This window comes from uncultured Rhodococcus sp. (assembly GCF_963525155.1).
Lineage (GTDB): Bacteria > Actinomycetota > Actinomycetes > Mycobacteriales > Mycobacteriaceae > Rhodococcus_F > Rhodococcus_F qingshengii.
Window position 1 is genome coordinate 16,360 of record NZ_CAURKP010000024.1, and the last position, 16,328, is coordinate 32,687.

General features: G+C 60.6%; 14 protein-coding genes. 7 read left to right on the forward strand and 7 right to left on the reverse strand.

Annotation, left to right across the window (positions count from 1 at the left end):
- Positions 1–2 precede the first annotated feature (2 nt).
- Positions 3–524: an Lrp/AsnC family transcriptional regulator gene (locus tag RWT78_RS08165; RefSeq protein ID WP_003945867.1), complete on the reverse strand. Its 522-nt coding sequence runs from the start codon at positions 522–524 to the stop codon at positions 3–5.
- Between the two features lie 109 nt (positions 525–633).
- On the opposite strand from RWT78_RS08165, the gene ald reads away from it, so the two are divergent.
- Positions 634–1,734 carry an alanine dehydrogenase gene (ald, locus tag RWT78_RS08170; RefSeq protein WP_003945541.1) on the forward strand — a complete coding sequence of 367 codons (1,101 nt, stop codon included), beginning with the start codon at positions 634–636 and terminating at the stop codon, positions 1,732–1,734.
- Between the two features lie 53 nt (positions 1,735–1,787).
- Positions 1,788–2,663: an aldo/keto reductase gene (locus tag RWT78_RS08175; RefSeq protein WP_007734162.1), complete on the forward strand. Its 876-nt coding sequence runs from the start codon at positions 1,788–1,790 to the stop codon at positions 2,661–2,663.
- On the opposite strand, the gene RWT78_RS08180 is transcribed toward RWT78_RS08175, so the two are convergent.
- From RWT78_RS08180 to RWT78_RS08190, 3 genes are all read right to left on the reverse strand, one after another.
- Complete coding sequence (locus RWT78_RS08180) at positions 2,664–3,914, reverse strand: NADH:flavin oxidoreductase/NADH oxidase family protein (RefSeq protein WP_003945637.1); 1,251 nt, start codon at positions 3,912–3,914, stop codon at positions 2,664–2,666.
- A gap of 28 nt (positions 3,915–3,942) precedes the next feature.
- Positions 3,943–4,446 carry an SRPBCC family protein gene (locus RWT78_RS08185; RefSeq protein ID WP_314675200.1) on the reverse strand — a complete coding sequence of 168 codons (504 nt, stop codon included), beginning with the start codon at positions 4,444–4,446 and terminating at the stop codon, positions 3,943–3,945.
- Between the two features lie 72 nt (positions 4,447–4,518).
- Positions 4,519–5,094, reverse strand: coding sequence for a TetR/AcrR family transcriptional regulator (locus RWT78_RS08190; protein ID WP_007734151.1), 576 nt, complete (start codon positions 5,092–5,094; stop codon positions 4,519–4,521).
- 85 nt (positions 5,095–5,179) lie between these two features.
- Between RWT78_RS08190 and RWT78_RS08195 the strand changes: the two genes are divergently transcribed.
- The 3 genes from RWT78_RS08195 to RWT78_RS08205 all read left to right on the forward strand — a co-directional run bounded on the left by RWT78_RS08195 (position 5,180) and on the right by RWT78_RS08205 (position 8,824).
- On the forward strand, positions 5,180–5,638 hold the full coding sequence (locus RWT78_RS08195; protein WP_003945940.1) for a PaaI family thioesterase: 459 nt from the start codon (positions 5,180–5,182) through the stop codon (positions 5,636–5,638).
- A gap of 317 nt (positions 5,639–5,955) precedes the next feature.
- A complete protein-coding gene (locus RWT78_RS08200) occupies positions 5,956–7,257 on the forward strand; it encodes a TrpB-like pyridoxal phosphate-dependent enzyme (protein ID WP_161120947.1) in 1,302 nt (433 codons plus the stop codon).
- Positions 7,258–7,399: 142 nt separating this feature from the next.
- Positions 7,400–8,824, forward strand: coding sequence for a PQQ-binding-like beta-propeller repeat protein (locus RWT78_RS08205; RefSeq protein WP_314675205.1), 1,425 nt, complete (start codon positions 7,400–7,402; stop codon positions 8,822–8,824).
- Between the two features lie 642 nt (positions 8,825–9,466).
- Here RWT78_RS08205 and RWT78_RS08210 read toward each other — a convergent pair.
- On the reverse strand, positions 9,467–10,684 hold the full coding sequence (locus RWT78_RS08210) for a helix-turn-helix domain-containing protein (RefSeq protein ID WP_314675207.1): 1,218 nt from the start codon (positions 10,682–10,684) through the stop codon (positions 9,467–9,469).
- Positions 10,685–11,084: 400 nt separating this feature from the next.
- On the opposite strand from RWT78_RS08210, the gene RWT78_RS08215 reads away from it, so the two are divergent.
- Together RWT78_RS08215 and RWT78_RS08220 are read left to right on the forward strand one after the other, a co-directional pair.
- The gene (locus tag RWT78_RS08215; protein WP_314675209.1) at positions 11,085–12,425 is read left to right on the forward strand and encodes an MFS transporter; all 1,341 of its coding nucleotides are present in this window, start codon (positions 11,085–11,087) and stop codon (positions 12,423–12,425) included.
- 257 nt (positions 12,426–12,682) lie between these two features.
- Positions 12,683–13,993 carry an FAD-dependent oxidoreductase gene (locus RWT78_RS08220; RefSeq protein WP_314675210.1) on the forward strand — a complete coding sequence of 437 codons (1,311 nt, stop codon included), beginning with the start codon at positions 12,683–12,685 and terminating at the stop codon, positions 13,991–13,993.
- Positions 13,994–14,156: 163 nt separating this feature from the next.
- Here the strand turns inward: RWT78_RS08220 and RWT78_RS08225 are convergent, their stop codons facing one another.
- Both RWT78_RS08225 and RWT78_RS08230 read right to left on the reverse strand, forming a co-directional pair.
- Positions 14,157–15,029 (reverse strand): alpha/beta hydrolase-fold protein, encoded by an 873-nt coding sequence (locus RWT78_RS08225; RefSeq protein ID WP_314675212.1) that lies wholly within the window; start codon positions 15,027–15,029, stop codon positions 14,157–14,159.
- Positions 15,026–16,252, reverse strand: a complete 1,227-nt coding sequence (locus tag RWT78_RS08230) for an amidohydrolase family protein (protein ID WP_314675214.1) — start codon at positions 16,250–16,252, stop codon at positions 15,026–15,028. The genes RWT78_RS08225 and RWT78_RS08230 overlap by 4 nt, the downstream gene beginning before the upstream one ends.
- Between the last annotated feature and the right edge of the window lie 76 nt (positions 16,253–16,328).

Sequence of the window (16,328 nt, forward strand, 5' to 3'; positions counted from 1 at the left end):
AATCAGGCAGTACCGCCTCGAGGCCTGACATGTTCGAAGATCAGAATCGTCTCGGTCGCAGCAACCGCCGGATGCGCCGAGAGATTGTTGACGACGAAGTCACGCAACTGCGCCGAATCCGTCGTAGCGACGTGCAGCATGTAGTCGTCGACACCGGCCACGAAATACACGTTGAGCACGGAGTCCAGCTTGGCGAAGTCGTCACCGAGCCGGTTGAGATGCGACCGCGCGTTGGCCTGCAGTCGAACTGCGATCATCGCCTGCAGATCCATTCCGAGAGCGGCGGGGTCGATGTCCGCATGGAATCCCCTGATCACACCGTTGTCCACCAAGGCGCGCACACGTCCGAGGCATGTCGACGGCGCAATTCCCGCGATCGCAGCCAGCGCATTGTTCGGAATCCTCGCGTCCTTCGCCAGCTCTTCGAGCAGAACCCGGTCGATCTCGTCCAACTTCATTGCTGCCCGAACATGCTTCGGCGAGGCAGCCGTCTGAATACCGATTTTTGAACTTTCACGCACCATGCATACAGCGTAGAGAATTATCTTCACTTCTCTTCACTATTTGGCGACGAAACTTCATGCTTGGCACCTGCCATTCGAAGAAACAACAGACTCAGTTCGGAGCCGTGTCATGAAGGTCGGAATCCCCCGCGAGATCAAAAACCACGAGTACCGCGTGGCCATCAGCCCAGCAGGCGTCCACGAACTGGTCGGCCGAGGGCACGAGGTCGTCATCGAAACGGGTGCAGGCGTCGGCTCCTCGTTCAGTGACGAGGATTTCAAGGCCGCGGGCGCGCAGATCCTCGGATCTGCCGATCAGGTCTGGACGGACGCAGATCTACTCCTGAAGGTCAAAGAACCTATTGCAGAAGAGTATTCGCGACTCCGTAAGGATCAGGTGCTCTTCACCTACCTGCACCTGGCGGCGTCGAAAGAATGCACCGACGCGCTCCTGACGTCGAAGACCACCTCCATCGCCTACGAAACCGTTGTCGGTTCCGACGGTTCACTGCCCCTTCTCGCACCGATGAGCGAAGTAGCCGGACGCCTTGCGCCGCAGGCCGGCGCCTACCACTTGATGCGTCACGGCGGCGGACGCGGAGTTCTGATGGGCGGCGTACCCGGAGTGCGCCCCGCCAAGGTCGTGGTGATCGGTGCGGGAGTCTCCGGCAAGAACGCCATCGCCGTGGCCTACGGCATGCAGGCCGACGTCACCGTTCTCGATCTGTCGATCGCTCGCCTGCGGGAGATCGACGAGCTGTACCACGGCCAGGTCAAGACCATCACGTCCAACAGCCTCGAACTCGAACAGGCTGTACTCGACGCCGACCTGGTCATCGGCGCAGTGCTGGTCCCAGGGGCGAAGGCTCCCACTCTCGTGTCCAACAGTCTGGTGGCGCGCATGAAACCGGGTTCTGTCCTGGTCGACATCGCCATCGACCAGGGAGGCTGCTTCGAGGATTCACACGCGACCACGCACGCCGATCCGACGTACCAGGTACACGGTTCGGTCTTCTACTGCGTTGCGAACATGCCCGGAGCCGTCCCCCGTACGTCCACCTACGCACTCACCAACGCGACGCTTCCGTACGTCGTCGCATTGGCAGACAAGGGGTGGAAGGACGCGGTCGCGACAGTTCCCGGCCTGGGGTCAGGTCTGAGCACACACGACGGCCTGCTCCTGTCCGACAGTGTTGCAGCGGCGCATGGGTACTCGGCTACCACTCTCTGACCCAGGCAGCTCTGACCCAGGCAAGGACAGCTCGAGATCGCTAGCCTTGATCCATGAGCATTCCTGACATCACGCTGAATTCCGGAACCACGATCCCGCAACTCGGCCTCGGAGTCTGGCAGGCCACCAACGACGAAACCGAGCATGCAGTACGGTTCGCACTCGACGAGGCCGGCTACCGGCACATCGACACCGCTGCCGCCTACGGAAACGAAGAAGGCGTCGGACGAGGTATCGCCAACTCGTCCGTCGCGCGAGAGGACATCTTCCTCACCACGAAGCTGTGGAATGCAGATCAGGGCTACGAGCCGGCGTTGAAGGCTTTCGACACCAGCATCGACAAGCTCGGCGTCGACTACGTCGATCTCTACCTCATCCACTGGCCTCTGCAGGACAACGACCGACTCCTCCGCACGTGGGACGCACTCGAAAAGATCGCGGAATCGGGCCGCGCCAAGGCAATCGGGGTGTGCAACTTCGAGCCGCATCATCTGCAGCTTCTCGTCGAACGCGGTGGATTGTTGCCCGCAGTCGATCAGGTGGAACTGCACCCGCACCTCACGCAGCACGCCATTCGCGACAAGGCCGCCGAGCACGGGATCAAGGTCGAATCGTGGAGCCCACTCGGCGGTACCAGTAACGCAGGTTGGGGTAAGGCGTCCAAGCCCAACACCCTGCTTACCGACCCGATCATCACTCGAATCGGTGACCGCCACAGCAAGACTGCCGCGCAGGTCCTGATCCGCTGGCACCTTCAGAACGGCCTGATCGTCATCCCGAAATCCGTACACGATGCTCGAATCGCTCAGAACATCGACGTATTCGACTTCGAACTCACCGATCTCGACCTGAGCGAAATCGATACGCTCGACGACGGTACCCGCGTCGGCGCGCATCCCGATGAACTCAACATCGGTGCACCGAACTGATCAAGCCGCTCGTTTGGTGGGGCGAAGCGCATCGATTCCGTTTCGCCTCACCATCGTTCCGAGGGTCTTCCACCACGGCCGAGCCGGATCCGGCTCACTTCCGTCGCCCATCCGGTGCAACTGATCGGTGTGCCACTGCAGGTCGAGTGCACCGTCGAGCATCGAGATGTCGGCAACCTTCCCCAGCAACTTCCGCGCTCCGAACTCAACAGTCGGCACGGTCAATCGTTCCCGATCCGATTCCAGGAGAACGGTTGCCGCGTCGGGGATCGTGATCGTCGGCCGGCCGAGGCCGATCACGTCGCACGCGCCGGAAGCCAGTGCCTCGACCATCGCCGATCGCGAGCGGAAGCCGCCGGTGACCGCCAGGGGAATGTCGCCGGCAATCGCTCGGACTGTCTCGGCGTACTCGAGGAAATATGCCTCTCGATCGCGAGTGCTCTGCTTCTGCGCTTTACCCATCATGGCCGGCGATTCATAACTGCCACCGCTGATCTCGATGAGATCGACGGACTCTTCGGTCAACGCGCGCACTACTTCTCGCGACTCGTCTTCCGAGAATCCACCTCGCTGGAAATCAGCCGAGTTGAGTTTGACCGACACTGCGAATCCCGGAGCAACGGCAGAGCGTATGCGCCGAACGATTTCGATCAGAAAGCGTCGTCGACGCTCAGGATCTCCACCCCACTCGTCCGTCCGCTGATTGGACAACGGCGAAAGAAACTGCGCAACAAGATAACCGTGCGCTGCGTGTATCTGCACGCCACCGAATCCGGAGGACTCGGCGACGCGAGCAGTTTCCGCGAACTTGTCGATGATCTCGTCGATCTCAGCGGTCGAGAGTTCTCGCGGCGTCGCCATTCCCGGAATCTTCAGCGCGATCGCGCTCGGGGCGACCGGTCTACCTCTGCTGGCAATCGGGTTGGATTGCCGCCCTGGGTGGTTCAGTTGCATCCAGATCTCGGCGCCGCCGTTCTTGGCGGTCTTGGCCCAGGCAGTCAGTGCTTCGGCATCACGATCGTCGTCGACGACGACATTGCCCGGTTCGGCGATCTGCGATCGGTCGACCATGACATTGCCGGTGATCAGCAAACCGAACCCGCCACTGCCCCAACGACCGTACAGCGTTTCCAAGCGAGTGGACGGTCCATGAGTGCGGTCACCCAGGGCCTCGCTGAGCGCAGCTTTCATCGTGCGATTCCGCAGGATCTGCCCGCAGGGCAAAGTCAACGATTCTCCGAGCGTGGTCATGGATGCCTCTCGTATGAAGGGAAGAAAGTCAATGGCGTGGCGCAGAACCGAAGTGCCGCTTGGTATCGCGCACGAAGCTCGAGAAGACCAGTGAGTTGACCGGTAGGCCACCGCGTACCGCGAGCGACAGCTTCGGACGCGGTGAGAATGCAAAATTCCACTGCAGTCTCGAACCCACTGCGAGCTCGTCGACGCGGTAGTCCTCAGCGAAGGATTGGAACAGCGGAACATTGGACTGTTCGACGTAAAACGAGTGCCGACGCGTTTCGTCGTCCCAGGTGATGAACTTTTCGCGCATCTGCATCGCACCCCCGCCCACCTCCGCGATTCGGCGCGCGCCGACGCCGTAGGGGCGCGGCGAGGTGTAGTGCACTTTTGTGAGCAGTCGGCACCACGACAAAGGCTCGTCGGCGGTCAGACCGGCCCAGACGGCGTCAGGTTCGGCGGCGAGATCGATCGAGTACGTGAAGATATGCGGTGCCGTGTCGAAGAAATCGACACCGACCGGTTCGAGGTCGAACCAATGTGTCATCGCCTACTCCTGCCCAATTAGCCGTTACATGAAGTTACGGATACTTGACGACCGAAGTCAACCCCCGAAGGCTCAGCGGGACCAAGCCTCAGAACGAGAGAGCCCCTGCAGTGAAGCGATGACCTGTTCGAGCGGCTCGATACTTCGAGTCGTCTGGCACACCGCCACTGCACCTTCGACCGACGTGATCGTCAGGTTTGCCATCGATTTTGCCTGCACTGCAGGATAACCCGCAGTTTCGAGTTGCGATTCGATCAACTTCTGCCATCCCAGCATGACCTCAGCCGACACTTCCGCGACTTCTGGCTCACTGGCACGCGCCAACCCGCCGGCAATCACCGGGCAGCCGATCGCGAAGTCCGAGCGTGTGAGATTGAGTCGCCAGATGTCTCCGACCGCTTCGATCACGTCGGCCGTGGAACCGGTAGCCGCAGCCGAGCTGATTCGTCTGGTGATGATCGCACCGGCCGCGCGCACAGCTTCGACCATCAACTCGGTCTTGCCGCCTGGAAAGTGATGGTAGATCGACCCACGGGGCGCGCCGCTGTGCTTGATGACGTCGCTGAAGGATGTCGCATCGACGCCGTTGCGGCTGATCAGTTCGACCGCACTACGAATCATGCGATCACGTGAGCTCAGCTCTGCCATGTCACAGATCCTTCGGCCGTCGGTACACCTGTCGACTCATACGCTACGTTATGTATGACGACCTACATAGTGATGGGATGAAACAATGAGTGACGAGACAACCGCAACCGTCGATCCGGCGCAGATGACAGGCCTCGAACTTCTCCGCTGGATGGGAACACAGGTCAACGACCGACCCAGCATCGGACGTCTCCTCGGCATGGAGATGCGCGAGGTCAACGAGGGATCGGTGAGCTTCGCCCTGACCCCGCGTGCCGATTTCAGCAACCCGCTCGGCACTGTTCACGGCGGCATCTGCGCAACGCTGCTCGATTCGGTCATGGGCTGCGCGGTACACACGATGCTTCCCGCGGGCGTCGGCTACACGACCCTCGAACTCAAGCTCAACTACATCCGCACTGTGCCTCTCGACGGTGACGAGCTGACAGCCCACGGCAGTGTCATTCACGTGGGCGGGCGCACCGCGACCGCAGAGGGCAAGGTCCTCGACAAGAACGGCAAGTTGGTGGCGCATGGAACCACGACGTGCATGATTTTCCGCTGAGCCGACGAAGGATGGCGAGAATGTAGCTGAGCCGACGAAGGATGGCGAGAATGTAGCCGCGCCGACGAAGGATGGCGAGAATGTAGCCGCGCCCGACGTGAGCAGGGTGCGAGTGCCGATGTACGATCGGCTCGTGACCCTGCTCACTGCGCACCTCTGGTGGCCCGACCGCTGACGGTCAGCCGCAACTGCGTGCTGCCCGGACCGATATCGGGTGGTCCAGCAGGCTCCTCTCAGGATCCCCGATCCGGCAAATGCCGTACGCGTCGTCGCTACGACCGCCAAGATCAGGTACCGAATCCACGAAGGAGAGTTAGTTGACCACCACCCCACTCAACCGTTCGCTCGAGCCTTTGGGCGTCTCCATCCCGTCGAAAGTGCCGACGCACTGGTACAACCTGGCGGCTGACCTCCCCGAGCCTGTTCCCCCGCACCTGCATCCGGGCACTCGTGAGCCGCTCGGCCCCGAGGACTTGGCGCCGCTGTTCCCGATGAACCTCATCGCGCAGGAAGTCGCAACCGAGCGCTACATCGAGATCCCGGAGACGGTTCGCGAGATCTACGGCATGTGGAGGCCCTCTCCCTTGTTCCGCGCGCACCGACTCGAGCGCGCTCTGGGCACACCTGCCCGCATCTACTACAAGTACGAAGGCGTGAGCCCGGTCGGTTCACACAAGCCGAATACTGCTGTCGCGCAGGCTTACTACAACGCAATCGAGGGAACCACCAAGCTCACCACCGAAACCGGTGCGGGACAGTGGGGTGCGTCGCTGTCGTTCGCGGGCGCGCTGCTCGGACTCGACGTCGAGGTATGGCAGGTTCGCTCGTCCTTCGATTCGAAGCCGTACCGACGCATCCAGATGGAGGCGTACGGCGGAATCTGTCACCCGTCGCCTTCGGACCTGACGGAAGCCGGACGCGCACTGTTGAAGTCGCATCCCGACACCACCGGCTCGCTCGGTATGGCCATCAGTGAGGCCGTCGAGGTCGCTGCGCAGGATCCGAACACGCACTACTCCCTCGGTAGCGTGCTGAACCACGTCATGCTGCACCAGACCGTGATCGGTCAGGAAGCAATGGTCCAGCTCGAAGAAGCCGGCGACGAAGTCCCCGACACCGTGTTCGGTTGCGCCGGCGGCGGTTCCAACCTCGCCGGACTCACCTTCCCGTTCCTGGGACGAAACCTTCGCGAAGGCACCAAGACTCGTCTGGTCGCCTGCGAGCCGTCGGCATGCCCGTCCCTCACTCAGGGCGAGTACCGCTACGACTTCGGTGACGTCGCCGGCCTGACGCCGCTGCTCAAGATGCACACTCTGGGTAAGGATTTCGTACCGCCGGCCATCCATGCCGGTGGCCTCCGCTACCACGGCATGTCGCCGATGGTCTCGCACGCGGTCAACCTCGGACTCATGGATGCAATTGCCGTCGATCAGGACGACGCACTCCAGGCAGGTCTGATTTTCGCCCGCGCCGAAGGAATCATCCCGGCTCCGGAATCAACCCACGCGGTTGCCGGCGCTATCGCTCACGCCCGTGCCGTCACCGAACCCGAGGTGATCGTGATCGGGCTGTCCGGCAACGGTCAGTTGGATCTTCCGGCGTACTCGCCTTACGTCTGACGCCGTCGGTGTGGTGGTCTCGTGCGTACGAGGCCACCACACTTCGTCACACCGAGCACGTGGGCTCGATCTCGCGATCGACATCGTGCCGGCCGTCCGCGAAACGAACCGATCAGTTTGATCGATCGGTTACGGTCTTTCGATGCAGCTTCGGTTGAAGGAACATTGGAAACTGGTCGCACTCGGACTGGCATTGCTCGTGGCGATCGCGTTCATCGTCGTATCGGTAATCTCCGACTCCAGTGATGCGGCATCGCCGAAGCAGAAGACAGGCGGTCCGATCGTCGAGCAAGGCGTTGTCGACGTAGACCTCTCCGATCCTCCGCAACAAGCCTGGGAACTCGATGTCCGAGCGCTCACGGACAACCCCGGGGACGTGCTGCTGTCGATGCCTTCCACGCTCGATAGCTACTACGGCTACGGCAACACGTACCAAGTCGGTGACGTGCTGGTGGCCGCGACTGCTTATCCGCTTCCCAAGACCGACGAGTCTTCGTCGAGTCAGGGAGTCGGTGCCGTCACACTCGTCGGGGTGAATCCCGACGACGGAAGTCCGCTGTGGAAAACGCGAATCGGCGGAGTCATCGGCCAGTGCAGTCAGCAGAACGAATCCACAATCATCGCGTGCTGGGGCGATCGACGGATGATCTTTGTCGATACCGCGACCGGAACTCTGATGTCCGACCTCGGAACCGACTTCGATCTCAATGGCGCCACCATCGCCGGAGACACCGTGTACACGTCCGGCGAAAGGATGGACGGAACGGTTCGAACACGAATTCTTGCCAGCGGCACCACAACCAATTTGACGGCCAACTTCGTGCGTACCTTCGAACCAAGTGAGAAGTTCGGAGCCGTCTACTCGGTCCCTCACACCGACACTGTCATTGCGATGGAACAGGGCGACGGCGGGGACCCGCAGTACCGCTATCGAATCTACGATCTGCAGTCCGGCGCCGAACGATTCCGATTCGAGGGCGATTCGCTTGTCCCGACCGGGAACGGATTGTTCCTCACCAGTGTCGGCGGCCGGTCGGGATATGCCGGAACCCAAAACCTCTTGGCTTCCGACGGATCCACGATTCGTGCGATACCGATTCCCTCGTACTCATCGTCGTCCTACCCGAGTAAGCCCTCGACGGCGGTCCCGATGTTTCTCGGCGACGGCGCCTACGATCCGGAGTCGGGTGACGAACTCTGGCGCAGTTCACAAATCGTCAACACCGCGACGGCCGGGACAGGAAGCGCCATCGCCGCAGTGGTAGGAAAAACAATCCTCGTCACGTCGCCGGAGACCCGCACAATCTCGGGTCTCGACGTCGAGAGTGGCCGACAACTGTGGCAAACACACTGGCAAGACGCGTACTGGGTTCGAAGCGGTGCGACTGATGGCGATCACTTCGTCTTCAGCGACTACACCGGCATGCATTCGATCAGGGCTCGCGACGGAAAGATGATGTGGTCGGTCCCCCTTCCGCCGGAGGTCGATCCGCGCGGAGTCGTCGTCTCGAATGCCGGCAAAAACGTGTCGTTCTCCTGGCAAAATCACTTCACCGTTTGGCGATAGGCCGGCAACATCACCGATTCAGTGTCGTACTGACCAGCCGGCTCAGCAACCAGCAAATGGATAGACGTACAGCCTCGATGGCCACAATCCAGTCTGGCGCGTTTGTTCAATTTCGGGGGAACGATCTCGAACAACTGCATGTATCTCCGCGACTCCGACTTCGGAAAGATCAGACCAGACCTGCGGCGAAGGGGTGCATACGAATCGCACCGACTCAGGTATCTGATCCAATCCAACCATAAAGGGAGCCAACGGGAATGGACGCTAGATCCCCTGTTTGCAGTCGGCAACAAATAGTCCAGTTCGCGCGCGAACATCTGCGTACCGGGGGACCGAACTCAGACCAAATTCGTCGTCATTTCGGTTTGCAAAAACGCGCCTTCTTCACACAGCTCGACACCCATCTCGACGATTCTGCACTTTCAATGCCCGAAAAAGTTGCGCTCCGCCGCATCTGCCGACAAGAAAATAGAAGATGCCCGATCAAACGTATGAACGTCTCAGCAGGTCAAGCCAACCCACCCCGGCCGATGTACGACGCGCTTCCTTTCCCACCCCGGAATCATCCCGCTTGACGATCGAAAGCCGCCAACTACGTTGAGCCGCTGGATTCTTCCGCAGTCCCCTCTTCTCGGATCGGGATCATCGGAGATCCAACAGCCGCGCGACTTTCAGGCTCAAATGCAAGGCCAATCGGTCGTCGCCGTTCGCCAAGTCTGCTCGTGTTATCTCCTGAATTCGCCGCAAGCGATAGTACAAGCTCCCTCGATGCACACAGAGCGCCTCTGACGTTCGCTTTACGTCACCGGCATTGTCCAAAAAGCTCTCCAGCGTCGCGAGAAGAGCCTCACTTTTCGAGTCCTCATGGCTGAGCAAGGACTGCAAACCTGAGTGAATACTGTTCTCGAGTCGATCCTCCGACAGTTCGGCCAGAAGTCCGTAGACGCCGAGATCCCGATAACGCACAACATTTCCGAGCACCTTGACCACCTGGGCCACATCTGCGGAACGTCTGGACTCTTCGTAGGATTCGCGCACGTGTGCAACCGAGGTTCGCGGTTCACCGATACCGACCAAACATTCGATGTTCTGGCGCCCACTTTCAGACAAGACTCGCTCCCGGGCTGCCACGATCAGCGAGTCCAGTTGGGTTTGAGTCGAGCGTTCGGCCACCGATACGATCAACAGACTGTGGTCGGGGCGGTCGAGTTGGATTGCACTGTTCCGCGGGAGCCTCCGTCGAAGCTGATCGACGCCGACGGCAACACTCAGACGATCTCTTTCGGTCAATGTCGACTGGTCGCCAGGACGGAGCAACACAGTGACCACGACTGCTGGACCCGCAGCCAACAAGCCCTCCTCGGCCAACCTGTTTGCCGCGTCCTCGCGCAGCGACCGCTCGCCCGACAGGACGTCTCGAGTAAGTTCCCGCTCCCGACTTCGGGACAACTCGTCCAGCAACTGTTCGCGGTGGAGGATCATCGCTGCCGCATCAGCCGTGCGCCTCAAGACCTCGGCTTGATCCTCGTCAACTTCGCCCTCCGAAGTCAACAGCCAGACGAAGCCCAGCAGCGCATTGCGGTACCGGATCGGCATCCCGACCCGGCCAAGGGTCAGCCCTAGTTCCTCGTTGACGGGAACAGTGAAGAGATCGAGGGCTTCACGGCCTCCACTCGCGTAGATGAAGTCTACGATCTCGCGTGAAACAATCCGCTGTAGAACGGAATTCATTCTGACTGAATCGACGGCACTGTCATGCGAGTTGTACGCGAGCAGACGAATCTGTGCATCATCGATCGCAACGGAACGGTCCAGTCGGCGCCCGGTAGTGTCCACCAAATGCTGTAGTTCTCCGACCATGGTCGAACTGTACGAGCCCCCTCTCTGGTTTGCAACATATGCCCAAATTTCTACGCCGAAATCTGAACACATGACAGTGATGCAACTAACTTTTGCACCATAGGCTCGCTTCATGCCAAGCACTCGAGACCCGTGACGTCTTCACTCGGTTCGCAACCCGTCAGACGTGGCAGCGACGAGATCTGTTGCAGCCGTGGGATTTGCATAGTGGGGCGCGAGGCCGGCCGGCACGATCTCCCTCAGACGAAGTCGCCTCCGACCCGAAATCGACAAGGACCTTCGTTCGCCAGTTCAACATCGAATCCCACCGACCTCTTTCAATGTCGAATACCTCGAATGACATCGGTGACCGTGATGTCGCAAAGCCGTTGCCATTCAGCATATCCCGAGAGGAATCATCATGACCGGCACAGCAAATGCTCCTGCAGGGCATCAAACCGAGACTCCACCTGGACGTCGATCGGCGCGCCGTAGGGCCCTGATCGCCGGGGCGACAGGCAACATCGTCGAATGGTTCGATTTCACGATCTACGGTTTCACTGCCGCAGTTCTCGCGACAGTGTTCTTCCCTCCGGAGTTCGGCAGTGGCGCACTGCTTGCCACCTTCGCTCTTTACGGAGTCGCCTTCTTGGCCAGACCTGCCGGCGGCATATTCTTCGGACGGCTTGGTGACCGCCTCGGCCGACGGAGGTCACTGTCCCTGGCAATTACGCTCATGGGCTGCTCGACGGCGGCAATCGGTCTCCTACCGACGTACGCTTCGATCGGTGTTGCCGCACCGCTGTTGCTGCTGCTGTGCCGATTGGTTCAAGGATTTTCGGCCGGGGGCGAATACACCGGAGCTGCCACCTTCGTCGTCGAGCATGCGCCGTCCCACCGCCGAGGCTTGTACGCAGGGATAATCAGCTCTTCGTCATTTGTCGGCAGCATCTTGGCCACGGTCACAGTCTTGTCATTCAGCTCGGTCGGCGCTGAGCACTTCGCCGACGGAGGATGGCGTTGGCCGTTCATCATCGGAGGCGTTGTCGCCATGGTGGGCCTGTTCATGAGGCTTGCCGTCGAGGAGACTCCGGCGTTCAAGGAAATGCAAGAAAACGATTCCCTTCCAACCCGCCCACTCGCAGATCTGTTCCGCAATCACTGGCGGACTCTGCTCACGTCCTTCGTGTACTTCGCCTCGCTCGGTGTCGTTACTCATATGCTGCTCGGCTACATGCCGACATTTCTGGTTCTCTCAGCCGATGTTCCGAGCACGGTTGCACTGCTGATGACAACCGGCGCTTTGGTTCTCGCAGTACCGCTGTTCATCTTCTTCGGCGCCACAGTCGACCGAATCGGCCGGAGGCCACTCGTCAGAATCGGCAGGGTGATGTCAGTTTTCGTCTCGGTGCCCAGCTACATGCTCATCGGTACCGGAAACATTTTCGCGATTGCCGTTGCACTGGCTTCTCTGGTCCTCGCGCTTTCCTTACTCGCGTCCGCTTTGCTCGTAATTCTCGAAATGATGCCGACGCATGCGCGATTCACCGGCACGGCAATCCCCTACAACATCGCATATGCACTTTTTGCAGGGACCGCTCCTCTGGTGTGCGCAACACTGGTCAACGCCACTGGAAGCGATCTGTCGCCTGCCTTCTATGCGACCGCCATCGCTTTGATCGCGCTTCCCATTCTGTGGCGAGGGATTCCGGAAACGAAAAACTGGTCTGCCACGCAGGGCAGCCCGACGAAACATTTCTGACAACGGACGCGCCACGGCTGTGATTTTTTGCGCAGCTGTCGATAGCGTTCCGATGGCCGCCACGAGAGAGTTGAGGACGACGAACACCTCTGGACTTTCAGGTGCCAAATTCATTAAGACAGAGCCGAATCCGAGAAGTCGGGATGAAGCTCTCCAGAGGAAGTCGACGGCGTCGGAATTACCAGAACCCAAGCTTGCCGGATCGAACAGCTGTGCTTTCGATCCGGCGAAGCCATCAGTAGAAAGAGAGGCCGAAAGTGCCTACCGACAAGACCGATGCAGTTGTGGTCGGAGCTGGAGTGATCGGCAGCTCCATCGCCTACGAACTGGCCGCTCGAGGTTACGAAGTCCTGGTCATCGACAAGTCTGGTGGTCCGGGCTACGGCTCGACCAGTGCATCCAGTGCGGTTATCCGGTTCAACTACTCCACATTCGACGGTATGGCTGCGGCTTGGGAGTCGCTGCATTGCTGGCAAAACTGGAACGAGCATCTCAACGCGACAGTCGACGGCGCGCTTGCGAAGTTTCGGCAATGCGGAATGGCACTGCTCGACGTCGACGTCGCACCCCACGCGCGCACGATTGGATTATTCGAGAAGATCGGAATCGATTACCAGCTTTGGGACGCAACGACACTCGTCGAGAAGATTCCCGGTATCGACGCAGGTAAATACTATCCACCCAAGCCAGTCGACTCGGAGTCCTTCTTCGCAGATGCGGAAACCACGCTCGGAGCGCTGTACACACCTCAGGCGGGGTTCGTCGACGACCCGCAACTGGCCGCCGCGAATCTTGCTGCGGCAGCACGTTCGCACGGTGCGGGTTTCGCGTACAACACGCGTGTGGTGGCAGTCGAGCAGTTGCCTGACGGCATCTGGCAGTTAGGGCTCCACGACGGGGAAAGTGTGAAATCCAAGATTGTCGTCAACGCTGCCGGCCCCTGGTCGGGAGAGTTCAACAAGCTGTCGAATGTCGGGTCCGACTTCAAGGTTTCGGTTCGGCCCTTGCGTCAGGAGGTCCATCACGTCACCGCACCCACTGGGTACAACGACGACGAGATCCTCGGCCCGATGATCGCCGATTTGGATCTCGGAACCTACATGCGAGCCGAACCTGGAAACGGTTTCCTTGTCGGCGGAACCGAACCGGATTGCGATCCGCTCGAGTGGATCGACGATCCTGATACCGCCAACCCGAATCGCACTGTTGCCCGGTTCGAAGCGCAGGTTTTCCGCGCCGCCAGGCGTTTCCCCACCCTGGAGGTCCCGTCACAACCGAAAGGTATTGCCGGCGTGTACGACGCAGCATCCGACTGGACCCCGATCTATGACAAGACAGACAGGCAAGGTTTCTACGTCGCCATGGGCACCAGCGGGAACCAATTCAAGAATGCCCCTATCGCTGGGCGCCTCATGTCCAGGATCATCGACCAGGTGGAAGCTGGACACGATCACGACGCTGATCCCCTGACCTATGTCGGGATGCACACCGGGCTCGAAATCGACCTCGGCGCATTCTCCCGCCTTCGGGCACCCAATGCCGAGTCGACCGGGACCGTCATGGGTTAGAAGTGTTGTCCGGCTTGGAGAATCGATAGCCGCGACAACTGAATAGACACGGCTGTGGGTGTCCACCACGTGGTGGACACCCACAGCCGACTTCTCCTTCAACGGCGTCTACGGAAAATCGCCCTAGAACGTGTCAGCGGCACATCGCCTCCGGGACGAACAGCTACCGTGCATGGCATTTTTTCAAGTAGCTCAGGAACGATGCCTGCAGCCCGGTGACGTGCGTCTCGTGCAACAACGCGGTCGAAACATCCTGCGACCACCCATTGCCGTGCAACTGCTCCACGACAGCAAGAACGTTACGTGCCAGTCCGCGATAGATCGGAATGGGCCCTGTCAGTTCGGCTTCGTTCAGCGTGACGTGCAATTCCGGCACGACTGAGCCCACGCCACGCTCGGGCAGTGCCTCGACCAGTGTGTGGATCTGGCTGTCGGCGTTCACAACTCCGGGACTACCCGCACCGAAGGTCGCGAATGGGGGCGCGTCGCGCAGCCATGCGTAGAGGGCGAAAAGTCCTCCGTACGAGTACCCGAAGAGCCCGTGCCCGGACTCGCTGACACGTAGCTCCGACGAGCACAGGCGAGGGTGGAGTTCGTTGGTCAGGAAGTCGAGGAAGACGTCCGCGTGGGTGTCTGCCAGCTCCTCGAGGTAGGCGTCCACGTACTCCTGGGTCATTGCACCCGAGTCGCGAGCAGCGGCAAGAGTAGCCATCATTTCTTCGCCTACCGGTTCCCCAGGCGGCACGAGATCGCGGTTGCGGAGCCGTGCCCAGTTGGCGGCTTCCTCACCGGCATATCCGACGCTGACCTGGATGTACGGGGCGACCGTCAGGTACGGGTCTGCCTGCGTGACGATGAGCGGGGCGGTAAGACCTACAGCCCAGTTGCCGTCCATCACGTAGATCAGCGGTAAGGGATCCATGGAGTCCGCGTAGCCGGGGGGTGTGGTCACCCAGACGCCGTAGCTGTGTCCCGACTTCGCCGTGATTTCGAAGTACTCCGTGTCTGCAAAGCATCCGTGCAGCATTGCGCTCATCGAACGTCTCCCTTGACGATATTTCCGGACTTCACGACGAGAACAGCCATGTCCGGATCGGCGAACACCTTTGCGTCTCGGAGTGGGTCTTGCTGCCAGGCAACCATGTCCGCCTGCATACCGACGCGGATCGTCCCGACGCTTTCCCCGATACCGAGAATGTCGGCATTGACGCTGGTGGCCGAAACGAGTGCATGCATCGGCGACTCCAACTCCGCGCGCAAGTGCAACTCCTCACCTCGGCGCTTTTGGTGCGGCCCGATGAGGTCCGAGCCCAGGCCGATCCTCAGGCCTGCTGCGCGAGAGGCCTCGAGCGCTCTGGCCATGCGTTGACGCACTCCGGCTGCACGCTCTCGTATTGCCGGGTCCAGGTCCATGCTTTCGGTGTCCGCCAACTGCTCGACCACGGCGAAGGTGGGGACAAGTGCCACGTCATGTTCCCGCATCAGCTGGGCCGTCTCCGCATCGATGTCGGTGCCGTGTTCCACGCACCGGACGCCGGCCCGCACCGCGTTGCGAATGCCCGCATTGTTGTGCGCGTGGACCGTGACGTAGGTGCCGCGCGACGCTGCTTCTTCCACTGCCACGGAGATTTCCTCGACGGTGAACTGTGTGTCGGTGAGGTGGTCATGGCCTCCGACGACACCGCCGGTGACGCACAGTTTCAAGAATGTTGCACCTCGGCGGAACGACTCGCGCACATTGCGTCGTAGCTCGTCGGCATTGCCCGACATCAAGGACAGGGCGCAGAGCCCGGGAATGTGGTGCATGTTCCACAGCTCGGTCGGCTCCCACGCGGCCCCGTAGTAGCCGTGTCCACCGGTCTGGCACTGCACAGGACCACACGAGAGGACACGCGGACCACGCACCCTGCCGCTCGCGATAACGTCGACCACTCCGCCGTCGATGCCACCGACGTCTCTCACCGTGGTGAAGCCCGCGTCGAGGGCATGGCCCGCGGTGGCGAAGATGCCCGCAGCCAGTTCGGCTGCCGAGAGCTCAAACCCGAATTGCCTTCGGATCGGACTCGAAATGCCCAGGTGGACATGGGCATCGATGAGCCCCGGAGTCAGAAGCATGCCGTCCAAGTCAACCGTGGTCGAACCCGACGGCGCCTGTCCGATCGCGGTGACAATGCCGTCGCTCACGCACACGTCGACTTCGACCGGGTCGGTACCCGATCCATCCGCGACCATGCCGCCGGCAAACCATACGTCAGTCAAAGGGACCTCCCGAGCATTGGAAACCACTCTCCTAAACACTGGTGAATTCGATATGCGGTACCGTACTCAACAGTGG

Excerpts from the sequence above, each read along its gene's own strand:
- RWT78_RS08165 (WP_003945867.1), bottom strand. The coding sequence starts at position 524 with ATGGTGCGTGAAAGTTCAAAAATCGGTATTCAGACGGCTGCCTCGCCG.
- ald (WP_003945541.1), top strand. The coding sequence starts at position 634 with ATGAAGGTCGGAATCCCCCGCGAGATCAAAAACCACGAGTACCGCGTG.
- RWT78_RS08175 (WP_007734162.1), top strand. The coding sequence starts at position 1,788 with ATGAGCATTCCTGACATCACGCTGAATTCCGGAACCACGATCCCGCAA.
- RWT78_RS08180 (WP_003945637.1), bottom strand. The coding sequence starts at position 3,914 with ATGACCACGCTCGGAGAATCGTTGACTTTGCCCTGCGGGCAGATCCTG.
- RWT78_RS08185 (WP_314675200.1), bottom strand. The coding sequence starts at position 4,446 with ATGACACATTGGTTCGACCTCGAACCGGTCGGTGTCGATTTCTTCGAC.
- RWT78_RS08190 (WP_007734151.1), bottom strand. The coding sequence starts at position 5,094 with ATGGCAGAGCTGAGCTCACGTGATCGCATGATTCGTAGTGCGGTCGAA.
- RWT78_RS08195 (WP_003945940.1), top strand. The coding sequence starts at position 5,180 with ATGAGTGACGAGACAACCGCAACCGTCGATCCGGCGCAGATGACAGGC.
- RWT78_RS08205 (WP_314675205.1), top strand. The coding sequence starts at position 7,400 with ATGCAGCTTCGGTTGAAGGAACATTGGAAACTGGTCGCACTCGGACTG.
- RWT78_RS08210 (WP_314675207.1), bottom strand. The coding sequence starts at position 10,684 with ATGGTCGGAGAACTACAGCATTTGGTGGACACTACCGGGCGCCGACTG.
- RWT78_RS08215 (WP_314675209.1), top strand. The coding sequence starts at position 11,085 with ATGACCGGCACAGCAAATGCTCCTGCAGGGCATCAAACCGAGACTCCA.
- RWT78_RS08225 (WP_314675212.1), bottom strand. The coding sequence starts at position 15,029 with ATGAGCGCAATGCTGCACGGATGCTTTGCAGACACGGAGTACTTCGAA.